Annotated in this window: 12 protein-coding genes and 1 riboswitch; all 12 genes read left to right on the plus strand. The window is 69.1% G+C overall.

The genetic code is table 11. The features are described 5' to 3' along the window. The first annotated feature begins 119 nt into the window (after positions 1-119). The 12 genes from F8S13_02410 to cbiE all read left to right on the plus strand — a co-directional run bounded on the left by F8S13_02410 (position 120) and on the right by cbiE (position 17,292). A complete protein-coding gene (locus F8S13_02410) occupies positions 120-989 on the plus strand; it encodes an IS5 family transposase (protein ID KAB8145949.1) in 870 nt (289 codons plus the stop codon). Between the two features lie 107 nt (positions 990-1,096). After that, positions 1,097-1,240: riboswitch (cobalamin riboswitch) on the plus strand. A gap of 94 nt (positions 1,241-1,334) precedes the next feature. Next, complete coding sequence (gene cobN, locus F8S13_02415; GenBank protein ID KAB8145950.1) at positions 1,335-5,594, plus strand: cobaltochelatase subunit CobN; 4,260 nt, start codon at positions 1,335-1,337, stop codon at positions 5,592-5,594. 780 nt (positions 5,595-6,374) lie between these two features. Next, positions 6,375-6,878, plus strand: a complete 504-nt coding sequence (locus F8S13_02420) for a hypothetical protein (protein KAB8145951.1) — start codon at positions 6,375-6,377, stop codon at positions 6,876-6,878. A gap of 140 nt (positions 6,879-7,018) precedes the next feature. Next, complete coding sequence (gene cobT, locus F8S13_02425) at positions 7,019-8,074, plus strand: nicotinate-nucleotide--dimethylbenzimidazole phosphoribosyltransferase (GenBank protein KAB8145952.1); 1,056 nt, start codon at positions 7,019-7,021, stop codon at positions 8,072-8,074. 384 nt (positions 8,075-8,458) lie between these two features. Beyond that, the gene (locus F8S13_02430; protein ID KAB8145953.1) at positions 8,459-9,214 is read left to right on the plus strand and encodes an energy-coupling factor ABC transporter permease; all 756 of its coding nucleotides are present in this window, start codon (positions 8,459-8,461) and stop codon (positions 9,212-9,214) included. Continuing rightward, positions 9,211-9,567, plus strand: coding sequence for an energy-coupling factor ABC transporter substrate-binding protein (locus F8S13_02435; protein KAB8145954.1), 357 nt, complete (start codon positions 9,211-9,213; stop codon positions 9,565-9,567). Before F8S13_02430 ends, F8S13_02435 begins: the two co-directional genes overlap by 4 nt. 6 nt (positions 9,568-9,573) lie before the next feature. Beyond that, positions 9,574-10,344 (plus strand): cobalt ECF transporter T component CbiQ, encoded by a 771-nt coding sequence (cbiQ, locus tag F8S13_02440; protein ID KAB8145955.1) that lies wholly within the window; start codon positions 9,574-9,576, stop codon positions 10,342-10,344. After that, positions 10,341-11,069: an ABC transporter ATP-binding protein gene (locus tag F8S13_02445; GenBank protein KAB8145956.1), complete on the plus strand. Its 729-nt coding sequence runs from the start codon at positions 10,341-10,343 to the stop codon at positions 11,067-11,069. The genes cbiQ and F8S13_02445 overlap by 4 nt, the downstream gene beginning before the upstream one ends. Positions 11,070-11,349: 280 nt before the next feature. Then, positions 11,350-12,789, plus strand: coding sequence for a sirohydrochlorin chelatase (locus tag F8S13_02450; protein ID KAB8145957.1), 1,440 nt, complete (start codon positions 11,350-11,352; stop codon positions 12,787-12,789). A gap of 1,371 nt (positions 12,790-14,160) precedes the next feature. Next, positions 14,161-14,820, plus strand: a complete 660-nt coding sequence (locus tag F8S13_02455; protein ID KAB8145958.1) for a precorrin-8X methylmutase — start codon at positions 14,161-14,163, stop codon at positions 14,818-14,820. Position 14,821: 1 nt separating this feature from the next. Continuing rightward, a complete protein-coding gene (locus F8S13_02460; protein KAB8145959.1) occupies positions 14,822-16,072 on the plus strand; it encodes a cobalt-precorrin-5B (C(1))-methyltransferase in 1,251 nt (416 codons plus the stop codon). Further along, the gene (cbiE, locus tag F8S13_02465) at positions 16,069-17,292 is read left to right on the plus strand and encodes a precorrin-6y C5,15-methyltransferase (decarboxylating) subunit CbiE (protein KAB8145960.1); all 1,224 of its coding nucleotides are present in this window, start codon (positions 16,069-16,071) and stop codon (positions 17,290-17,292) included. The genes F8S13_02460 and cbiE overlap by 4 nt, the downstream gene beginning before the upstream one ends. Position 17,293: the final 1 nt, after the last annotated feature.

Below are 17,293 nucleotides of genomic sequence, written 5' to 3' on the forward strand. Positions count from 1 at the left end.
ATATGGACTAATATTTTCTTGTACAATATCTTGCAAAAAGATTTACAATAGGCTGTTTCTGACAATCCGGTCTCGGATATGGTATGATTATAGGTTGACCATAATCGAGACGGGGAATCATGGGACGGTATGAGTTGACCGATGAACACTATGCCCTGATCGAGCCAGAGCTGCCCCGCAACGGCGAGAAGGCGGGTCATCCATGGAACGAACATCGCCCGATCATCAACGGTATTTTCTGGAGGCTGCATACCGGTGCGCCCTGGCCTGATATTCCTGAGCGGTATGGCAAGTGGAAAACGATCTATGACCGCTACACATGGTGGCGTCGCAATGGCACATGGGATCGTATTTTGCGGGCGCTTCAAACCAAGCTCGCTGCCGCAGGGGCCATTGATTGGGAGCAGTGGGCCGTTGATGGGACGATTGTGCGGGCGCATCGCTCGGCAGCAGGTGCCCCAACGGCACCCACGTGGGATGGCGATGATGAGCCGTCGGATCACGCACTTGGCCGCTCGGTCGGCGGTTTTTCCACCAAGATCCATGTGCTGAGTGATGGGAATGGGCTGCCACTTGATGCCATCGTGACCCCCGGACAGACCCACGAGTCAACGCAGTTTGAGCGCGTGCTGGCGCATGTGGCCATCCCACGGGCATCGGGCCGCACGCGGCGTCGGCCACGCACACTGGCAGCTGACCGCGCGTATGATGCTCGTCGCATCCGGCAGTGGTTGCGCGCCCACGGCATCCAGCCGGTTATCCCCCCCAAACGTCGGCGCGGGCGCGTCAAACCAGGTCGCCCCGTCACCTATGATGCGGTCGCCTATCGTCGCCGGAGTACGATTGAGCAATGCATTGGGTGGGTGAAGGAATGTCGCGCGGTGGCCATGCGCTATGAGAAGCTGGCACTCAACTATCTGGGCTTGGTCAAACTTGCCTTTATTGAACGCTATCTCCGCCTTTTAACGCGCCCTGCGGTGGCGGTCTAGATCCGCTATCGGATTGTCAGAAAGAGCCTATTTCGCTAGCCAAACCCCTCCCACATCCCCCCACGCCCGCGCCGAACTGTGCTATAATCGGCGCATTGGTTGAACCTACAAAACATCTGCGTTGAGGTGACCCGCTAGCCCGGATGCTAGGGCGTAAAGGTGGAAGCTGGTGAGAGTCCAGCGCTGTGCCGCAACTGTGATCGCGCGTGTGCGCGAAAGCCAGGACGCCTGCCCCAACGCTGCTCTGTTCGGCCCTTCTCGTCGCAAGGAGGGAGGAACCGCGCGGCCTCGCGCCGCGTCGCTGTCCCCTCCCCGCCCTTCCCGACCAGGGCCGGGGCTTTTTTTATGCCCGCGCGCCGCCGACAGCGGGCGGGCCAGGGGGTGGATGTGAGCGACGAACGACCGCAGCGCAACATGGTCCAGCGGATCGACGGGCGGATGGTGAACGCCGGGCGCAGGCGCGGCATGTTGATGGTGTGCGCCACCGGCTGCTGCTGCGGCCACACCGAGCGCGGCCACGCCCCCGTGCCCACCGACCTCTACCACGCCGAGTGGGAGCGCCGCAGGCTGCGCAACACCGTGCACCTGAACCAGGGCGGCTGCCTGGGGCCGTGCCCGCTGGCCAACGTCTCCATGCTGGTGCTGGATGGCCGCCCCTACTGGTTCCACTCGCTCAACGACGACGCCCTGATCGTGGCGCTCTACGACTACATCGAGGCGCTGCTGGCCAGCGACCGCCCGCTGCCCGCGCCGCCCGTGCTGGCCCCCCACGTGTTCAACGGCTTTAGCTGGGATGGTAGCGCTACCACCGCCGCGCCCGCCCTGCCCGCCCAGCGCGAGCAGGCCCTGGGCCAGGCCATGGTGCTGCTGACCCAGGCCGACACCGACCTGCTGGTGATCGAGCAGGCCCGCGCCCACCTGCCGCCCGAGTTCGCCCCGCTGCGTATGGCCCACATCGGGCGGCTGGAGGACGACGAGGCCCAGGTGGCCCTGCTGGATGAGCTGCTGCCCGTGGCCGCCGTGGTGGTGGCCCGCCTGCACAGCGCCCGCTCGTTCGACGCCGGGCTGGATCGGCTGCAGCGCTGGGCGGCGGAGACGGGCGGCTTCCTGCTGTGCCTGCCCGCCGTCGAGGCGCTCGACCCCGACCTGATGGCGCGCTCGACGGTGGGCGTGCCGCTGGCCCACGAGGTGAGCGCCTACTTCCAGTGCGGCGGCGCGGCCAATGTGGCCGGGGCGCTGCTGTGCCTGAGCGACCACCTGCTGCTGAGCGGCTGGGGCTACGACCCGCCCCAGGTGCTGCCCGCCCACGGGCTGTACCGCGAGGCGGCGGCGGGCGAGCGGCCCACGGTGGGCGTGCTGTTCTACCGCGCCCACGTGCTGAGCGGCAACACCGGCTTTGTGGATGCGATCATCGACGAGCTGGCCGAGCAGGGCATGTGCGCCCGCGCCGTCTACACCCAGTCGCTCAAGGAGGGCCAGCCAGGGCAGCTCCCCGACGCGCTGCGGCTGCTGGCCGAGGCCGCGCCGGTGGACGCGATCATCAACACGCTGAGCTTCGCCATCGGCGACGGCGAGCCGCACCCCTTCGCCCTGATCGACGCGCCTGTGATCCAGGCCATCGCCGCCGGGGCAGAGCGCGCCACCTGGATGCGCGGCGGGCGCGGCCTCGGCCCGCTGGACACGGCCATGAACGTGGCCATCCCCGAGTTCGACGGCAGGATCATCGGCGTGCCCGTATCGTTCAAGGAGCAGCCGACCGACGGCGGCGGGGCGCGCTATGTGCCCGACGCCGAGCGCGTGGCGCGGGTGGTGGGCATGGCCCGCCGCATGGTGGCGCTGCGCCGCACCCCCAACGCCCAGAAGCGCGTGGCGGTGGTGTTCACCAACAGCAGCGCCAAGGCCCAGCGCGTGGGCAACGCTGTGGGGCTGGATGCGCCCGCCTCGCTGCTGCGGCTGCTGGGCGCGATGCGCGAGCAGGGCTACCAGGTGGGCCGCCTGCCCGAGAGCAGCGACCGGCTGCTGCTCGACCTGATCGACCGCTGCTCGTACGACCAGATCTGGCTCACCGAGCGCCAGCTTGCCAGCGCCGAGCGCGTGCCGGTGGCCCAGTACGCGGGCTGGTTCGCCGAGCTGCCCGCCGCCCGCCGGGGCGAGATGGAGCGCCAGTGGGGCGCGGCCCCCGGCAGCGCCTACCTGCACGACGGCGGGCTGGCCCTGGCCGGGCTGGAGTTCGGCAACGTGTTTGTGGCGCTCCAGCCGCCGCGCGGCTACGACATGGACCCCAACGCCATCTACCACAAACCCGATCTGCCGCCGCCCCACAACTACTACGCGCTCTACCGCTGGCTGCGCGAGACATGGCGGGCCGACGCTATCGTGCACATGGGCAAGCACGGCACCCTAGAGTGGCTGCCCGGCAAGGGCGTGGGCCTGAGCGGCGAGTGCTACCCCGACATGATGCTGGCCGATGTGCCGCTGGTCTACCCCTTCATCATCAACGACCCGGGCGAGGGCAACCAGGCCAAGCGCCGCGCCCACGCGGTGGTGGTCGACCACATGACCCCGCCGATGACCAGCGCGGGCAGCTACGGCGATCTGGCCGAGCTGGCCCAACTGGTGGATGAGTACTACCAGATGGAGCTGCTCGACCCCAGCAAGCTGCCCATCCTCCAGAAGCAGATCTGGGACGCCATCCAGAAGAGCAAGCTGGATGACGACCTGCGCTACATCCTCAAGCAGGACCACGGCGACCACAGCCACGAGTGGGATGGCAGCTTCCTCGACGACGGCACGCCCACCGCCTTCGCCGAGCTAGAGGGCCGCGAGGTGGCGCACCTGCTGGAGGACATCGAGGGCTACCTGTGCGAGCTGACGGGCGCGCAGATCCGCGACGGCCTGCACATCTTGGGCGACATGCCCGCTGGCGATCAGCTCGCCGAGCTGCTCTACCACCTGCTGAAGCTGCCCAACCTGGCCATCCCCAGCCTGCCCGCCAGCCTAGCCGCCGCGCTGGGCGAGGACTGGGCCGCCCTGAACGAGCGGCCCGGCGAGCGCCGAGCGGGCGGGGGCGAGCTGCGCAGCAACGCCGATATGATCGCGTGGATCGAGGGGCAGGCCAAGGCGCTGCTGGCCGCGCTGGATGCGCGCGGCTGGGATGCGGGCGCTGCCGAGGGGGCGCTGGCCGAGGCGCTGCCCCAGGCCCAGCCCGGAGAGGCGCGCGACGGCGCGGCCCAGGCCCTGCGCTTCGCCTGCGAGTGGATCGTGCCCAAGCTGCGGCAGGGCGCGCACGACGAGATCGCCAACACGTTGGGCGCGCTGGCGGGCCGCTTTGTGCCGCCCGGCCCCAGCGGCGCACCCACGCGCGGCATGGCCCACGTGCTGCCCACGGGCCGCAACTTCTACGCCCTCGACCCGCGCGCGGTGCCCAGCGTGGCCGCCTGGCAGACCGGCTGGCGGCTGGCCGAGACGCTGATCGCCCGCTACCAGCGCGAGCACGAGGGCGGCTACCCCGCCAGCGTGGGCATCAGCATCTGGGGCACCAGCGCCATCCGCACCGCTGGCGACGACATCGCCCAGGTGCTGGCGCTGCTGGGCGTGCGCCCACGCTGGCAGGACGCCAACCGCCGCGTGGTGGGCGTCGAGGTCATCCCGCTGGCCGAGCTTGGCCGCCCGCGCATCGACGCGGTGGCCCGCATCAGCGGCTTCTTCCGCGACAGCTTCCCGCACCTCATCGCCCTGATCGACCAGGCCGTGCAGGCCGTGATCGCGCTCGACGAGCCGCCCGAGCAGAACTTCCCGCGCCGCCACGCCCTGGCCGCCGCCCAGCGCCTGCGCGCCCAGGGCCGCAGCCAGCAGGATGCCGAGCGCGCCGCCGCCTACCGCATCTTCGGCTGCGCCCCCGGCAGCTACGGCGCGGGCATCCTGCCGCTGATCGACGCCCAGAACTGGAAGGACGACGCCGACTTCGCCGAGGTCTACCTGACGTGGGGCGGCTACGCCTACACCGCCGAGGAGCAGGGCACGCCCGACCGCGAGTCGTTCGCCCACGCGCTGGGCGGCGTGCAGGTGGCCACCAAGAACCAGGACAACCGCGAGCACGACATCTTCGACAGCGACGACTACCTGCAGTTCCACGGCGGCATGATCGCCACCATCCGCGCTCTGACGGGCAAAAACCCCGCCCGCTACTTCGGCGACTCCAGCGACCCCGCCCGCCCGAAAACCCGCGACCTGCGCGAGGAGGCCCGCCGCGTGTTCCGCAGCCGCGTCACCAACCCCAAGTGGATCGCCAGCATGCGCCGCCACGGCTACAAGGGCGCGCTGGAGGTGGCGGCCACGGTCGACTATCTGTTCGGCTACGACGCCACCGCCGATGTGCTGGAGGACTGGATGTACAGCCAGGTGGCCGACGCCTATCTGCGCGACGAGGAGATGCAGCAGTTCTTCGCCGACAGCAACCCGTGGGCCTGGCAGTCTATCGCCGAGCGCCTGCTGGAGGCGATGGAGCGCGGCATGTGGCAGGACCCCGACCCGCTGGATGAGCAGCTTTTGCAGGCCGCCAAGTCGATGGGCCTGAGCGAGCTGCGGCGGCGCGCGGCCAAGTAGGTACGGCCTATGCGTTCTCGTTCGGCAGAACATGTTTACCACCAAGACTCCAAGACTCCAAGGAACAAACGAGAACGATTCCTCGTGGCGGGCCATGGGTGGGGGGAGGGTGAGCGCCCGACGAAGCCAGGTGAACGCCCGACGAAGCCAGGTGAACGCCCGACGAAGCCAGGTGAACGCCCGACGAAGCCAGGTGAACGCCCGACGAAGCCAGGTGAGCGCCCGACGAAGCCAGGTGAGCGCCCGACGAAGCCAGGTGAGCGCCCGACGAAGCCAGGTGAGCGCCCGACGAAGCCAGGTGAGCGCCCGACGAAGCCAGGTGAACGCCCGACGAAGCCAGGTGAACGCCCGACGAAGCCAGGTGAACGCCCGACGAAGCCAGGTGAACGCCCGACGAAGCCAGGTGAACGCCCGACGAAGCCCAACCCTACCCACCCGGCCCATGCGGCGAAGGTGCCGCGAGAGTCTTGATGGCCATATGCACGAACGCCAGCCGCCAGGAAACGGCACGGGAAAGCTACAAATTGGGGTTCGAAGGGGCATCGCCCCTCGCCGGGGTTCCGGGGGCTGGCCCCCGGACGCCGCCCGCGCAGGGCATTCACCCAGCACACAAGCGGAACCCTCCTCATCGAGGCCGCAGCCGGTCGGGCCGACCCAAAACGACATGGCACACACCTAGCAAACAAGCGGGGCCATCATCGGGGATCGCATCCCAGCATAGGGCCGATCTACCAATATAGGTATACGCAACGCATAAAACAATGAGTAAATCCTATCAAGATGAATAAAGAGCGCATCTGGACACCATACGACCCGCAGTGGCTGATTGATCTTGCCCAGGAGCAGCGCCCAGAAGATACATGGCTTCCTCAAGCGCTTGCAGCATGTACCCAAGCATTACAGGTGAGCGAGGGGTATGTTTATTTTGTTGATTCATCCAATGCAAATCAGCCTGGGTCAGCCTGGCAATTTAAGACAAATATATCGCTTGAATCGCCAACTGAAGGTTGGATAACGCTCGATATTCTCACCAAGCACCGTGTTGGCGGCATAGAGTTTTACAATAAGCTCTTGAAAGGCCCTGGGGTGCTATGCCCGTGTGGATTTATGCATAACTACACCAATCCCTCACAGCATGAATTAGTGATCATTCCACGCACGGATATACGGGATAATACAAATCGCTACGGATCAATGTATGAATGCCCTGCATGTGGACGTCTTATCTGGCGAAAACCTGGGTCAACGACGTATACCGTTTTTGCACCAGAAGGTACAGCGTAACTTCTCATCTTGACCCTTGCCACAGACGGCCAGAGAAGATAATTTCCTCGCCGCCGCAGGCGAAGCCGCCTGTGGCGCAGCAGAGAGAAGACGGCAGAGGGGACACAGAAGCCTTCTTCAGATACAAAGGAGCAACCACCATGGCACTGCTTGAAGAGACCATCGCCAAGATCGCCCCGCTCGACGCCGACGCCATGCGCCAGGCCCGCGAGCGCCAGGACCAGCTCACCAAGCCCACTGGCAGCCTGGGGCGGCTGGAGGCGCTGTCCATCCAGATCGCGGGCATCACCGGGCAGGCCCGGCCACGGCTGGCCCACCCCGCCGTGGTGGTGATGGCGGGCGACCACGGCATCGCGCGCCAGGGCGTCAGCCCCTACCCCACCGACGTGACCCCGCAGATGGTGATGAACTTCCTGGCGGGCGGCGCGGCCATCAACGCGCTGGCCCGCCACGTGGGCGCGCAGGTGGTGGTGGCCGACCTGGGCGTGGCCAGCGACCTGCCCGACCACCCCGCGCTGATCAAGCGCAAGGTGGCCTACGGCACCGCCGACTTCACCGCAGGCCCGGCCATGAGCCGCGAGCAGGCCCGCCAGTCGCTGGAGGCGGGCATCCAGATCGCCCAGCAGGTGATCGCGGGCGGGGCCGACCTGCTGGCCACCGGCGACATGGGCATCGGCAACACCACGCCCTCCAGCGCCATCGTCGCGGCGATCACGGGCGAGCCGGTGGCGGCGGTGACGGGGCGCGGCAGCGGCGTGGGCGACGAGGCGCTGGCCCGCAAGATCGCGGCGATCGAGCAGGCCCTGGCGCTGCACAGCCCCCACCCGACCGACGGCCTGGGGCTGCTGGCCGCGCTGGGCGGCTTCGAGATCGGCGGGCTGGCCGGGCTGATCCTAGGGGCGGCGGCGGCGCGCGTGCCGGTGGTGGTGGATGGCTTCATCTCCAGCGCGGCGGCCATGCTGGCGCTCACGCTCGCGCCCGAGTCGGCGGGCTACATGGTGCCCGGCCACCGCTCGGTGGAGCGCGGCCAGCGCGCCTTCTTCGCGCGCATCGACGCCGAGCCGCTGCTGGACCTGGGCATGCGCCTGGGCGAGGGCACCGGCGCGGTGCTGGCGCAGTCGCTGTGCATCGCGGCCTGCAAGGCCCTGGATGAGATGGCGACCTTCGCCGAGGCTGGCGTGAGCGACAAGCAGTAGCGGGGGGACCGATTCACCACGAAGGCGCGAAGGCTCGAAGGGGAGAGAACCATTTACCACCAAGACTCCAAGGCTCCAAGGAGCACAAAAAACTTCGTGTCTTGGAGTCTTGGTGGTAAAAATAGCGCGGCTTTGTGGTGAAACAATCCTCGCAAGGCGTGGCGATGAGCCGCTGGCCATAATCGAGATCGTAGCAGTAGGGCAAAGATCGCAGCCGCAGGCCCGATTCATCTCCCTAAATCGTGCGGGCATGATGAGGAGGAAAACCTCACTCATCTGCTCCCCACCAAAAGATCTTGGTGTCTTGGAGCCTTGGTGGTAAAAAATCTTCGTGCCTTCGCGTCTTCGTGGTAAAAAAATTCTAGTGGTGAAAGGGGAAGCGACATGACAAAGCACGCTCGGCTGAAGCGCTGGGCCATCATCATCGGCGGGGGGCTGGCCATGGCGGCCATCGAGGCGCGGCCCGCCTACGCCATGCACATCATGGAGGGCTTCCTGCCGCCGGTGTGGTGCGCCGTGTGGTTCGCGGTGGCGCTGCCGTTCTGGGCCGTGGGCTTCCTGCGCATCCGCAGGCTGGTGGCCGAGAAGCCCGAGACCCGGCTGCTGCTGGGGCTGGCTGGGGCCTTCGCCTTTGTGCTCAGCGCGCTCAAAATCCCCAGCGTCACCGGTTCGAGCAGCCACCCCACCGGCGTGGGCCTGGGCGCGGTGCTGTTCGGCCCGGCGGTGATGAGCGTGCTGGGCGGCATCGTGCTGCTGTTCCAGGCCCTGCTGCTGGCCCACGGCGGCCTCACCACGCTGGGCGCGAACACGGTGAGCATGGCGGTGGTCGGGCCGCTGGTGGCCTGGGGCATCTGGAAAGCGCTGCGGGGCCGCGCCCCCGACTGGCTGGCGGTGTTCCTAGCCGCCGCCCTGGCCGACCTGCTGACCTACGTGGCCACCTCGGCCCAGCTGGCGCTGGCCTACCCCGACCCGGCGGGCGGCTTTGCAGCCTCGTTCCTGAAGTTCGCGGCGATCTTCGCCATCACCCAGGTGCCGCTGGCCATCAGCGAGGGCATCCTGACGGTGCTGATCTTCAACGCCCTGCAGACCAACGCCGCGCCCGAGCTGCGGGCGCTGAACGTGAGAGGAGCCGAGCTATGACCGCCACACCCCAGCCCTTCCGACGCGGCACCGTGCTGGCCCTGCTGGTGGCCGTGCTGGCCCTGGCCGTGCTGCCGCTGCTGATCATCCGAGGCTCGGAGTTCGGCGGCTCCGACGGGGCCGCCGAGCAGGCCATCGCCGAGGTCGCCCCGCACTACACGCCCTGGGCCGAGCCGCTGTGGTCGCCGCCCGGCGGCGAGACCGAGAGCCTGCTGTTCGCGCTCCAGGCCGCGATCGGCGCGGCCACCATCGGCTACTTCTTCGGCCTCAAGCGCGGCCAGCGCATGGCGCGGGAGGATGCGAATACCACGAAGACTCAAAGTCTCGAAGAACGTGGGGAGAAGGTGGGCTAGGCCGCTATGCACGGGATCGACCGCTACGCCTACACCAACAACATCCGCTGGCTCGACCCGGCCCAGAAGGGCGGCCTAGCCGCGCTGGCGCTGGCGCTGTGCCTGGCGCTGCCCAGCCCGCTGGTGGGGCTGGCCGCGCTGGGCTGGATGGCCGCGCTGGCCACGCTGTGGGCGGGGGTGCCCGCCCGCGCCGTGGCGCGGGCCATGCTGGCCGAGGCGCTGTTCCTGGCGCTGAGCGTGGCGGGCGTGGCGCTGAGCGTGGCGCTGGATGCACCCGGCCTGCCCTGGCAGTGGCGCGTCGGCCCGCTGTGGCTGGCCACCAGCCCGCAGGCGCTGCACCTGGCCGCGCTGCTGCTGGCCCGCGCCCTGGGCTGCGCCGCCGCCATGAGCTTCCTGGCCCTCACCACCCCGCTGGTCGACCTGATCGACCTGCTGCGGCGGCTGCGCGTGCCCGACCTGCTGATCGACCTGATGACCCTGATCTACCGCTTCATCTTCATCCTGCTGGAGAGCATGGAGCGCATGCGCACCGCCCAGGAGAGCCGCGCGGGCTACCGTGGGTTCTGGGGCGGCATGCGCGACGCCGGGCTGCTGGGCAGCCGCCTGTTTATCGACGCCTACGCCCGCAGCCGCCGCCTCGACCTGGCGCTGCAGAGCCGGGGCCACGCGGGCGGGCCGCTGGCGGTGCTGCCCGCCGACTACCGCCGTAGCGCCCAGCCCGCCTGGCTGATGGCCGCGCTTGCCGCCAGCCTGCTGCTGGCCTGGAGGCTGGGATGAGCGTGCCCGCCCTGGCCTTCGAGGCCATCCACTTCCGCTACCCCGGCTTCGAGCAGCCCGCGCTGCGCGACGCGAGCCTGAGCATCCAGCCCGGCCAGAAGGTGGCGCTGCTGGGCCGCAACGGCGCGGGCAAGACCAGCCTGCTGCTGCACGGCAACGGCCTGCTGCGCCCCGACCAGGGCCGCGTGCTCATCGCCGGGCAGCCGCTGGACTACGGCAGGCGCGGGCTGCTGGCCGCCCGCCAGCAGGTGGGGCTGGTGTTCCAGAACCCCGACGACCAGCTGTTCAGCGCCAGCGTGGCCCAGGACATCAGCTTTGGGCCGCTGAACCTGGGGCTGGCCGAGGCCGAGGTGCGCCGCCGCGTGCGCGAGGCCGCCGAGCAGTGCCAGGTGGCCGACCTGCTGGAGCGCCCGACCCACGCCCTGAGCGGCGGACAGAAGGCCCGCGTAGCCCTGGCCGGGGTGCTGGCCATGCGCCCCCTGGTGGTGCTGGCCGACGAGGTGACGGCGGGGCTGGACCCCTGGATGCGCCGCCAGACCCTGGAGATCTTCGCGGCGCTGGCCGCCGGCGGCACCGCCGTGCTGCTCTCCACCCACGATCTGGAGGCCGCCCGCGCCTGGGCCGACCTGATCGCGCTGATGGAGGATGGCCAGGTGGCCGCGCTGGCCCCACCCGCCCAGATCTTCGCCAGCCCCGACATGCGCCGCCGCATCGGGGATCTCTAGCCGCGAATGGGAACCATTTACCACCAAGACTCCAAGGCTCCAAGGGGGACGAAAGAACCGTTACCACCAAGACTCCAAGGCTCCAAGGGGAACCGGTCACAAAAATGAGCAGATCTCTCAAAAATACAAATCTTCGTGTCTTGGAGTCTTGGTGGTAAAAAATTTTGGTGCCTTGGTGGTGAAATTCTTCGCATCTTCGTAATACAGAATCTTCAAAACCTTGGTGTCTTGGTGCCTTGGTGGTGAAATTCTTCGTGGTAAGAATGAGTAAGGAACACATATGACGCGCGACCACCTCCTCCTGATCGGACACGGCAGCCTCGATGAGGACGGCGTCGCCGAGAACATGCAGTTTGCCGAGCAGCTCGGCCAGCGGCTTGGCGTGCCCGTCGAGGCCTGCTTCCTGGAGTTCGCCGAGCCGCCGATCGTGGATGGCATCGTGCGCTGCATGCGCGAGGGGGCCGAGCGCGTGCTGGCGCTGCCGCTCTTCCTGGGCGCGGGCGGCCACCAGAAGAACGACGTGCCCGCCCTGCTCAACTGGGCCAAGGCCCAGTGGCCCCAGGCCGAGTTCCGCTACGGCGCGCCGCTGGGGGCGCAGTACCCGCTGGTGCAGGCCCTGGCCGAGCGCGCCGCCCAGGCCGTGGCCGCCAGCCCCCGCGCCATCGCCGCCGCCGACACAGCCCTGCTGGTGGTGGGCCGGGGCAGCCGCGACCCCGACAGCAACTCCGAGGTGAGCAAGATGGCCCGCCTGCTGTGGGAGGGCCGCGACTACGGCTGGGCCGAGGCCTGCTTCTACAGCCTGACCACGCCCGACGTGGCCACCGGCATCGAGCGCTGCGTGCGGCTGGGCGCGCGCCGCGTGGTGGTGCTGCCCTACCTGCTGTTCACCGGCAAGATCCACCGCGCCATCGAGCAGCTGGCCGCCAAGGCCCAGGCCCGCTACCCCGAGGTCGAGATCCTGGCCGCCCAGCACATCGGCCTGCACGAGGGCGCGTTCGCCGCCACCGCCCAGCGCTACCACGAGCTGCTGGCGGGCCAAACGGCCATGAGCTGCGATATCTGCAAGTACCGCCAGCGCTTCGCGGGCTTCGAGGATGAGCACGGCATGCCCCAGCGCTCCGACCACCACCACGGCATGCGCGGCGTGCCGCACAGCCACGGCCACAGCCACAGCCACGCGCCCGCGCCGGTGGACAGCATCCTGCCGCCGCGCTACCAGGGTGGCCGCGCCGTCAGCGCCGCGCCCATGAGCGCCGCGCCGCTGGTCTTCGACGCGCAGGGCCGCCCGGCCTGGGATAAGATCTGGGGCGGCGACGACCCCGACAGCCCGTTCTGCGAGCTGGCCCTGGCGGGCGGGCCGCCCCACCGCGGCACCCTGCTAGAGCCAGCGCCGCCCGCCGCCGTGGCCGCCGCGCCCGAGGCCTATGCCCGCGTGGTGGCCGAGCTGGCCCGCGCCATCGGCATGGTCACCGGGCTGCGCGCCACCCCCGACGCGGCCCCCGGCTGGGTGGGCGTGGAGTGCGACAGCGAGGAGATGGCCGTGTGGCTGCTGCGGGCTATCGTGGTGGAAAACGTGTGCGTGCGGCGCGAGGGCCGCGTGCTGATGCTGCCCGCCGGGCCGGATTTCCGGCTGGAGGCGGAGCTGAAGAATGTGGTGACGGCGCTGGCCAAGACCCACCACTACTGGAGGGAGCACCTGTTCGCGGCAGAAAGCCGCTAGGGGGCCGCAGACGATTTGGCCCCTCGGGGAGCAATGCCGCAACGATCCATCAGTGCTGTAGGGGCGGGTCGCGTGCCCGCCCGCGCCGCGTGCATCGTGGTCGCTTTGTGATCGGGGCGACCGGTTGCCGCTTCGATAAGGATGATGGTTTTTGGTTGGTGGGTGTGTGCCCTACGCGGGCGGCGTCAGGGGCTCCGCGCCCCTGCCCCCCGCCAGGGGAGTGGCCCCTGGACGCCAATGTGAGGCGTTCCTATGCCGTTCCCTGGCAACTGATGTTCGTGCATATGGCCAGTTTGCGCGATCACACGCCTTCGCCGCATGGGAATGGTAAAAAGCGGCCGCTTGATCTTTTGCACTCTTGGTGCCTTGGCGTGTTGGTGGTAAAAGGTGCCCCTTCGCGGCGAAAAGGCAAAACCCTACCCGCCCGGCCCATCCGGCGAAGGTGCCGCTATGGTCTTGCTGGCCATATGCATGAAGGCCCGCCGCCTGCTAACGGCACTGGAACGCTCAAAATTGGGGTTCGAAGGGGCATCGCCCCTCACATGGTGTCACTTTTCCCGTCGGCGCTGGGCTTTGTTCCATGAGCGATGGCATTGGTCAATGGTTGGTGGGTGGATGCCCTACGCGGGCGGCGTCAGGGGCTCCGCGCCCCTGAACCCCCGCCAGGGGAGTGGCCCCTGGACGCCAATGTGCGGCGTTCCTATGCTGCTCGCTAACCACTGATGTTCGTGCATATGGCCAGTTTGCGCGATCACACGCCTTCGCCGCATGGGAATGGTAAAAAGCGGCCGCTTGATCTTTTGCACTCTTGGTGCCTTGGCGTATTGGTGGTAAAGGGTGCCCCTTCATGAAAGATAGGAAAACCCTACCCGCCCGGCCCATCCGGCGAAGGTGCCGCTATGGTCTTGCTGGCCATATGCACGAAGGCCTGCCGCCTGCCAACGGCACAGGAATGCTCCAAATTGGGGTTCGAAGGGGCATCGCCCCTCGCGGGGGTTCCGGGGGCTGGCCCCCGGACGCCGCCCGCGCAGGGCATCCACTCACCAGACAAGAGGAACCGTGCGTATAAAAACAAAAACGCCCTGATATGCGATCAACCAGAAATATTCAAAAAATATGCGTCGTATCTCTAATAAAAACCAAAAAAGATCGTCCTACCAACCCAGGCGGGGGTATTACCAGCCCAAATAGCGTATCACCGAGCCAGATGTAATATTTCCCAGTCCAGATGAAGGTATTGCCAAGCAAACGACAACTATCACCGGCAAAAAAACGAGCAAACCAGGCGAGAGATGTCGCCCCATCCAGCGGCAGCCCGATTCGCTGCTATAATCCAGATTTCGCAAGCCGACGACACAGAGACGCACGCCTATGACCGACTTTGAGGCCAACCCGGCGGCCATCGCCGCCGACTCCTTCACCACCATCCGCGCCGAGCTACGCGCCCTCGGCATCGCGCTGGAGCCGCCGCTGGACGCCCTGATCGAGCGGGCCATCCACAGCACCGCCGACATGGACTTCGCCCGCATCACCAGGGCCAGCCAGGGCGCGGTGGCGGCGGGCGCTGCGGCGCTGCGGCGCGGCTGCCCCGTGCTGGCCGATGTGCACATGGTGCGCGTGGGCATCAGCGAACGGCGGCTGGCCGCGCTGGGCGGCTCGCTGCACTGCCTAGTGGCCGATCCAGAGACCCGCGCCCGCGCCGAGGCGGCGGGCGTGACCCGCAGCGCCATGGCCATGCGCATCGCCCACGAGCGCGGGCTGCTGGATGGCGCGGTGGTGGCCGTGGGCAACGCGCCCACCGCGCTGTACGAGATCATCCGGCTGGTGGATGCGGGCGCGGCCCCCGCCCTGGTGCTGGGCGTGCCGGTCGGCTTCATCAACACCGCCGAGAGCAAGGCCGCGCTCGCGGCCCGCCCCGACATCCCCTGGGTGATCACCGAGGGCCGCAAGGGCGGCTCCACCGTGGCCGTGGCCATGGTCAACGCGCTGCTGCGGCTGGCGGCGGGCGCAGATGCGGCGGACATCGACTGATATGACAGAGACACCCAGCGTCCCCCCGCGCGACAAGAGGGGCCAGCGCACCGGCTACACCACCGGCAGCAACGCCTCGGCGGCGGCCAAGGCCGCCGCCATCGCCCTGCTGAGTGGCCAGTGGCCCGAGGTGGTGGAGATCAGCCTGCCCATAGGCGAGACCGCCGCCATGCGGCCCGTGCGCACCGACCAAGGCCCTGGCTGGGCCGCCTGCGGCATGGTCAAGGATGCGGGCGACGACCCGGATGTGACCCACGGCGCGCTGATCTGCGCCCGCGTGAGCCGCAGCGACAGCCCGGGCATCCACCTAGAGGGCGGCGAGGGCGTGGGCCGCGTCACCCGCCCTGGGCTGGGGCTGGCCGTGGGCGGCCCCGCGATCAACCCCGTGCCGCGCCAGCAGATCACCGAGAACGTGCTGGCCGCTGTGCGCGACCACGCCCCCGGCGGCGAGGACATGCTGGAGCGCGAGGGGTTGGATGTGGTGATCAGCGTGCCCGAGGGCGCGCGGATCGCGCTGCGCACGCTCAACGCCCGCCTGGGCATCGTGGGCGGCATCAGCATCCTGGGCACCACCGGCAAGGTCTTCCCCTACAGCACGGCGGCCTGGCGGGCCAGCGTCATCCAGGCGGTGGAGATGGCCGCCGCCAGCGGGGCCGAGCAGGTGGTGATGAGCACCGGCGGGCGATCCGAGAAGTACGCCATGCGCATCTACCCGCATCTGCCCGAGGGCGCGTTCGTGGAGCTAAGCATCTTCACCGGCGACGCGCTGCGCACCTGCGTGGAGCGCGGCGTGCGCAGCGCCGCGTTTGTGGGCATGGTCGGCAAGATGATCAAGACCGCCCAGGGCTACATGCAGACCCACGTGGCCGCCAACCAGGTCGACTTCGCCTTTTTGGCCCAGGTCTGCCGCGAGGTGGGCGCGCCCGAGGCGCTGGCGCAGGCCGTGGCCGAGGCCAACACCGGGCGGCACTTCCTAGAGCTGTGCCAGGAGCACGGCTGCCAGGCCCCGCTGCAGCGCGTGGTCGATCTGGCGCTGGAGCGCTGCATGGAGTATGTGGCCAGCCAGGGCGGCGCGATGGCGCTGGATGTGGTGCTGGTCGACTTCGACGGCCCCGTGCTGGCCCAGGCCCGCGCGGCGCGCCCCGAGGCCCCCGCTCGCACCGCCGAGGCCGCGCCCTTCGTCGAGCGGCTGGCCGCCGACCCCGGCGCGTTCTACCACGACGACGACCCGATAGCGGGGGGCGGCGCATGAGCCAGCCGCGCATTCTGGTGGTGGGCGTGGGCGACGGCGGGGCCGCCACGCTGCCCGAGGCGCTGGTGCGCCGGATCATGGCGGCAAATGTGCTGGCGGGCGGCGCGCGGCAGCTGGCCTTCTTCCCCGCGTTCCAGGGCGAGAAGGTGGCGATCGCGGCATCGGTCGAGCCTGCGCTGGCGCGGCTGCGGCAGGCCTGGGAGCGCGGCGAGCGGGCGGCGGTGGTCGCATCCGGCGACCCGCTGTGGTACGGCGTGGGCGCGAGCCTGCGGCGGGCCTTCCCGCCCGAGGCGCTGGAGGTGCTGCCCGGCCCGGCCTCGTTCCAGCTGGCCTTCGCGGCGCTGGCCGAGCCGTGGCAGGGCGCGGCCCTGCTGAGCGCCCACGCCCGCCCGCTGGCCGACGTGGTGGCCGGGGCGCGGGGCGTGGCCAAGGCCGCCATCCTGACCGACGGCCAGCACACCCCGCAGGCCGTGGCCGCCGCGCTGGTGGCGGGCGGCGTCAGCCCGGCATCCCCATGCGCGGTGTGCGAGAACCTGGGCGGGCCAGATCAGCGGGTGGTGCGCGCCACCCTGGGCCAGCTCGCGGGCGTGGAGTTCGCCGCGCTGAACGTGCTGGTGGTCTGGCCGCAGGGCCTGCCCCAGCCCGCGCCGCCCGGCCTGCCCGACGCGGCCTTCGCCACCGAGGCCGGCCTGATCACCAAGCGCGAGGTGCGGCTGCTGAGCCTGGCCGAGCTGGCGCTTGGCCCCGGCCAAGTGCTGTGGGACATCGGCGCGGGCAGCGGCTCGGTGGGCATCGAGGCCGCCCGCAGCCAGCCCGCCGCCCAGGTGTTCGCGATCGAGCGCCGCGAGCAGCTGGTGGAGCACGCCCGCGAGAACCTGCGCCGCTTCCCCGCGCCCAACCTGCGCCTGTCCCACGGCGCGGCCCCCGAGGGCTGCGCGGGCTGGCCCGATCCCGACGCCGTGTTCATCGGCGGCAGCGGCGGGCGGCTGGCCGCGCTGGTGGAAGTGGCCCAGCGGCGGCTGCGGGCGGGCGGGCGGCTGGTGCTCAATCTGGCCACCCTGGAGCACCTGCACGAGGCGCGGGCCATGCTGCCCGAGGCCCAGGTCTACCAGGTGCAGATCAGCCGTGGCCAGCCCATCCAGGGCCACATGCGGCTGGCCGCGCTCAACCCGATCTTCATCATCGCCTGGCGAAAAGCGCCAGCAGAAATGGCAGAGTGAC

Source organism: Chloroflexia bacterium SDU3-3 (assembly GCA_009268125.1).
Taxonomy (GTDB): Bacteria; Chloroflexota; Chloroflexia; order Chloroflexales; family Roseiflexaceae; genus SDU3-3.